The organism is Methanobrevibacter sp., assembly GCF_017431965.1.
Lineage (GTDB): Archaea > Methanobacteriota > Methanobacteria > Methanobacteriales > Methanobacteriaceae > Methanocatella.
This window is the reverse complement of the sequence record NZ_JAFRKB010000078.1, coordinates 1-5,046: the sequence shown is the minus strand read 5'-3', so window position 1 is coordinate 5,046 and position 5,046 is coordinate 1. Positions and strand designations below refer to the sequence as shown.

General features: G+C 34.2%; 7 protein-coding genes. 3 read left to right on the top strand and 4 right to left on the bottom strand.

What is annotated here, in order from left to right; genetic code table 11:
- Positions 1–73 precede the first annotated feature (73 nt).
- A complete protein-coding gene (locus IJI93_RS10490) occupies positions 74–622 on the top strand; it encodes a hypothetical protein (RefSeq protein WP_292808110.1) in 549 nt (182 codons plus the stop codon).
- A gap of 103 nt (positions 623–725) precedes the next feature.
- Here the strand turns inward: IJI93_RS10490 and IJI93_RS10485 are convergent, their stop codons facing one another.
- Positions 726–1,313 carry a TetR/AcrR family transcriptional regulator gene (locus IJI93_RS10485; RefSeq protein WP_292808109.1) on the bottom strand — a complete coding sequence of 196 codons (588 nt, stop codon included), beginning with the start codon at positions 1,311–1,313 and terminating at the stop codon, positions 726–728.
- Positions 1,314–1,436: 123 nt separating this feature from the next.
- On the opposite strand from IJI93_RS10485, the gene IJI93_RS10480 reads away from it, so the two are divergent.
- Positions 1,437–2,087, top strand: coding sequence for an MmcQ/YjbR family DNA-binding protein (locus IJI93_RS10480; RefSeq protein ID WP_292808108.1), 651 nt, complete (start codon positions 1,437–1,439; stop codon positions 2,085–2,087).
- On the opposite strand, the gene argB is transcribed toward IJI93_RS10480, so the two are convergent.
- Positions 2,088–2,951, bottom strand: a complete 864-nt coding sequence (gene argB, locus IJI93_RS10475) for an acetylglutamate kinase (protein WP_292808107.1) — start codon at positions 2,949–2,951, stop codon at positions 2,088–2,090.
- 49 nt (positions 2,952–3,000) lie between these two features.
- Here argB and IJI93_RS10470 point away from each other — a divergent pair, with 49 nt between their 5' ends.
- A complete protein-coding gene (locus IJI93_RS10470; RefSeq protein ID WP_292808106.1) occupies positions 3,001–3,669 on the top strand; it encodes a reductive dehalogenase domain-containing protein in 669 nt (222 codons plus the stop codon).
- A gap of 9 nt (positions 3,670–3,678) precedes the next feature.
- On the opposite strand, the gene IJI93_RS10465 is transcribed toward IJI93_RS10470, so the two are convergent.
- Positions 3,679–3,927 (bottom strand): hypothetical protein, encoded by a 249-nt coding sequence (locus IJI93_RS10465; protein ID WP_292808105.1) that lies wholly within the window; start codon positions 3,925–3,927, stop codon positions 3,679–3,681.
- Between the two features lie 114 nt (positions 3,928–4,041).
- Positions 4,042–5,046: transposase (locus IJI93_RS10460; protein ID WP_292822726.1), on the bottom strand; the 1,005-nt coding region annotated here is incomplete at its 5' end.

Genomic DNA, 5,046 nt, shown 5'->3' with positions numbered 1-5,046 from the left:
TCACACTCTCAAACAATAAAATGGATTATATGATTCAGAGGGATTGGGGTGCTGCAATTATCAACACAGGAGAATGCATCTGAACAACTGCTCATTCCTAAACAATTATGCGAAAAACGGTGGTGCAATCTTCAATCAAGGTACTTTAAGAATAAACAACTGCGGATTCCACGGCAATTATGCTTACGGCGAAGGAGATAATATCTGCAACGGAAAAGGCGGTAAAGTAATAGTTGATGGAAAAGACTGCAGTGACGGCACCGGAATTGTTCACTATGCCGAAAGTTATAGCGCAACCAAAACCAAATGGATAACTATAGGGGGCACAATATTAAGCATAGGTGCAGGTATTGCCGCAGGAATCCTTACAGCAAATCCAGTAGCAGGTTTTGCAGTAGGCGCAGCAGTAGGTGCTGGAATAGGTGCACTCAGCGCAGGATTAATTATAGAACACAAATTTGATATAAACTATGATAGAGCTACACTTGCTGCAACTTTAATAATCAGTGATGCATTAAGTGGTGCATTTGGAGGCTGTGCAGCAGGATCAATGAGATTAGCAATGACTTCAGCTACCTATGATGGAATTAACCCTGAATTCACATATTTGGAGAAATATTAGGTAATGTTGTTAAAATAACTGAATGTAAACAAAATGAAATGGAACATGGATACAACTAGTTTAGTTAAAAATCTGTTGATTGGCGCTTCTTTAAGCGCCAACATTACGGATTTATGCCCTCAAACATTATATTTATTAAATCATCAGCATAATAATTTGTTTCAAAATCAAGGTCATGATTATATATTTTCCACAATATAACAGACTGGAACAACATACCAAAGCACATAATAGCCAATGATTTAGGATTGACTTCCCGAATTACGCCTTTTTCTATTTTCAATTTGAAAAATGCTTCCAATTTATTCAATATTACATCAGTGATATCTGAAATTAAGATTTTTTTCTCAGGAATCTCCCTAACTTCTTCCATAGCTACCCTAAGTATACTGAAATCTTCATCTGAAAGATTTAAAATACCGAAAAATGAAATTTTGAGATATTCTTCAATTCCTTGATCCTCTTCAAACTCAAAGATTTCTTCCAACTGATTAATAAATAAGTCAAGATAATAATCTTTTGTAGATTCAACCAGATTATTCTTATTTTTAAAATTTCTAAAAATAGTTACTTCATTCACACCAGCTTCGGCAGCTATTTTTTTGGTAGTTGCCTTAGCAAAACCTTCCTCTTGAAGAATTTTAAATGTAGCTTTGATAATTTTTTCGTCAGTACTGCTATACTCTTTCATAATTATAGTTAAATTTTTAATAATATATATATAAATCAGTATATTTTTTGGTGATTTTTTCAAAAATTATTTGATGTAAAAGCCAAATTAATATTAAATATATTAATTTTGAAATATTATTTCATGAGAGATTTGTCCAATCTTGTGGAAAATAGAATCATAATCCCGGATAAACTAATTGATTATGGTTTCAATCATGATTATATTTTTGAAAAAATACTTTCCCAACCTAATTTCAAAGCTGTAATAACTTATGAAAATGATACTTTAACGGCCAGAGTAATTGATTTGGAGTTAGATGAGGATTATGTTTTAGTGGATGTCAAAACACCAATCGGAAGATTTGCAGCAGAATTAAAAATGGAATATGAAAGCATAATTGAAGACATAATTGACAAATGCACAAGACCCCATGTTTTTAAATTCCCACAATCAAAAAGATTGATGAAATATGTGGAAAATAAGTTTGGTTGCGATTTGGAGTTCCTATGGAAGAAATTCCCAAAGGATGCCATTTACAGAAACAAATTTAACAATAAATGGTTTGCTCTTCTGGTTGCACTTGACAAAACAAAAATCGGCCTTGAAGGTGAAGGAGAAATTGAAATAGTTGTTCTAAAACATGATAATGCATCCAAAGTCATTGACGGTGAGGTAATTTTGCAAGGATATCACATGAACAAGAAATACTGGATAACCATTCCACTGGATGAGAGAATAGGTGATGGGGAATTATTTAGACTAGTTGAAAATAGCTATAGTCTAATATCATGATTATTTAAAAATCATGGTCCCGATACCATCAGTGGTAAAGACTTCCAAAAGCAATGAGTGTTTTTTACGCCCATCAATGATGTGACAGGATTTAACCCCATTTTCAATAGCCTGAACACAGGTTTCTATTTTTGGAATCATACCTCCAGAGATAACGCCCTCCTCAATTAATCCAGGAACCTCATCAATTCTAATCTTTTGAATCAATGAATCTGGATCATTAGGGTCTCTTAAAACACCAGGAACATCAGTTAAGATAATTAACTTTTCTGCACCCATTGCACTTGCAACTTCGCCTGCTGCAGTGTCCGCATTCAAGTTAAGGCTTGTTCCATCTTCGGCAATACCTATAGGAGATATTACTGGAATATAATCATTGTCAATAAACATTTCAAGTAGATCAGTATTGATACAGTCGACTTCACCTACAAGACCCAAATCAACGATTTCCTCATCGATTCTGCTTGCTTCCTTTTTGTGGGCAAATATCAGACTTGAATCTTTTCCTGATAAACTGATTGCATCACCGTCATGTTTGATAAGTTCTGAAACAATTTCTGTTGAAATTTTACCGACCAATACCATTTCAATAATTTCCATTGTTTCTTCGTCAGTTACACGAAGTCCTTTAATGAATTTAGGTTCCTTACCTAACTTATCCATTGATCTGGAAATTTCAGGACCTCCTCCATGAACAATGATAGGTTTCATACCTACATATTTGAGTAAAACTGTATCACGAGCTGTAGATGACTTTGCCTCGTCATCCACCATTGCATGTCCACCATACTTAATTAAAATTTTTTCATCATGAAACTTTTTGATATAAGGTAAAGCTTCAATTAAAACATCTATATCTTTCATTTAATCACTAACAATAATATTTTATTTAATAGTTTATAAAATTAAGCATATGGATGAAGTTGAAAAATATCTTCTCGAACTTGGCGTGAGCAAAGTCGGTTATGCTGATGTTGATGGACTGGCCAGTGAATTCATTGATCTTCCAAATGGAATCAGCCTTGTTTTGAAATTGCCCAAAAAAGCAATGCAGTTAGTTGAAGATGAAGACTATAAAGAGTACTGGAAATGTTTTCATGCCCAAATTGCAAAATTAACCGAAATAGCCCTCAAAGGTGAAGAATACATTAAAAATCTCGGATACAATGCATTTGCCCTGACAATGAGCCGCAATGAATGTGATATGGAAAAACTATTGAGCATTCTCCCATATAAAACAATAGCTACAAAATCAGGTCTTGGATGGATTGGAAGATCAGCACTATTTGTAACACCCGAATACGGTTCTGCAGTAGCTCTTGGAGCAATATTGACAGATATGCCACTGGAATTCGGCGAACCTGTTACAGATTCAGAGTGTGATGATTGTGAAAACTGCCAGAAGGCATGTCCTGTCGGTGCAATCAATCCTCAAAAATGGAACGACCGATTGAATAGGGAAGATATTATAGATATTGAAGTTTGCGGCGAATACATCATTGACCAGTATAAAGCAGGTCTCGGTTGTACAAAATGCATGAGTGAGTGTAAACTCACTCAGGAATATTTAAAAAGAGAATAAAATGAGCATCTAAATGCCCATTTTGAATTTAAACCTGTATTCCTGGTTTACAATTTCCATTCCAATAAAGGAACCTTTCAAGATATCAGCAACTTTCTGCAAGTCACTAGCAGTTATTTCACTACCATTACCAATTGGAGAGAAAAATGTTATCTCATCATCGGTTATGAGGTAGTTCAACAGTTTTGTGTTTTCTTTTTGGTATTTTTCAACAATTGCTAAAATTTCTTCTTCAATTGATTTGTCAAGGTTTGCCATATTATCACCTTTAACTATAATTAATCAGATTAGTATTTAAAGTTTTATACTTGATTTTGGTGTTGAACTTCCCCGCCGTGTAGACGACGGGGATTCGCAAACCCCATAATATTATTAATTTTGGGGGATTTTTACTGCACCGTCGTCCCGACGATTTTCTAATCCTTTATCAAGGATGTTTTTTGCCGCATTAACGTCACGATTGTGATGAGCGTGACAATGCGGACAGTCCCAGTCTCGTATTTTAATATTTCCGAGTCCGCTGATTTTTTTGTTTCTTTTTTTACAGTTGCTGCAGATTTGAGTGGATGGAAAATTACGTGGAACTTTAACAAATTCCACATCTTTATCTTCGCATTTGCGTTCTAATTTGTCTAAAAAAGATCTTGGTGCGTTTAATTGTATGCCGTGACTTAAGCATTTGTTGTGTTTCCACGATATGACGTTTTCATTTTGAACTGCAACAAAAGAACTGTTTTTAACAATATACGCTACATTTTTATTGTAATAGTCCTCTCTTTTGTTTATTAGTTTGCGCATCCATTTGTTGTATAATCTGCGTGATTCCTCATATCTTATAGAACCTGGTTTGCGGCGGTCCATGTCTTTTTGATATCGTATGATGTTTTCTGTTTCCTCGTTTAGGTCAAGATTGGGTATCTCTTCACCATTGGATATGACAGCTAGTTTACTGCATCCGATATCAATTCCCACTTGCATAAGCGGACCGGTTATTGTTTCTGGAATGTGTATGTATTCTATGTTGAAAACTGCATAATAAGCATCGTTGACTCTTTTAACTGTAACATGTTTGATTATTACACTGGAATCGTTTGGGTCGCTTCCTTGTATTAGTAGTTCTTTGTATTTTTTGCTGGTTTTGAATTTTACTATTCCTAATTTGGCTAGTTTTATTTTGTAATATCTTTTTTTGTCTTTGGTTATTCTTACGTTGTTATTGTTGTTCATTATACGAAATGTGAATTTTTTTACTTTTTTACGTGTTTTTAAAACTGGATAATTTGATTTTAAATCATGATTATAAAATCTGTTAAAAGCGTTTATAAGGTCTCTTTGTGCTTGTTGTCTGCTGCATGATTCTGCTTTTTTTAAAAAAGG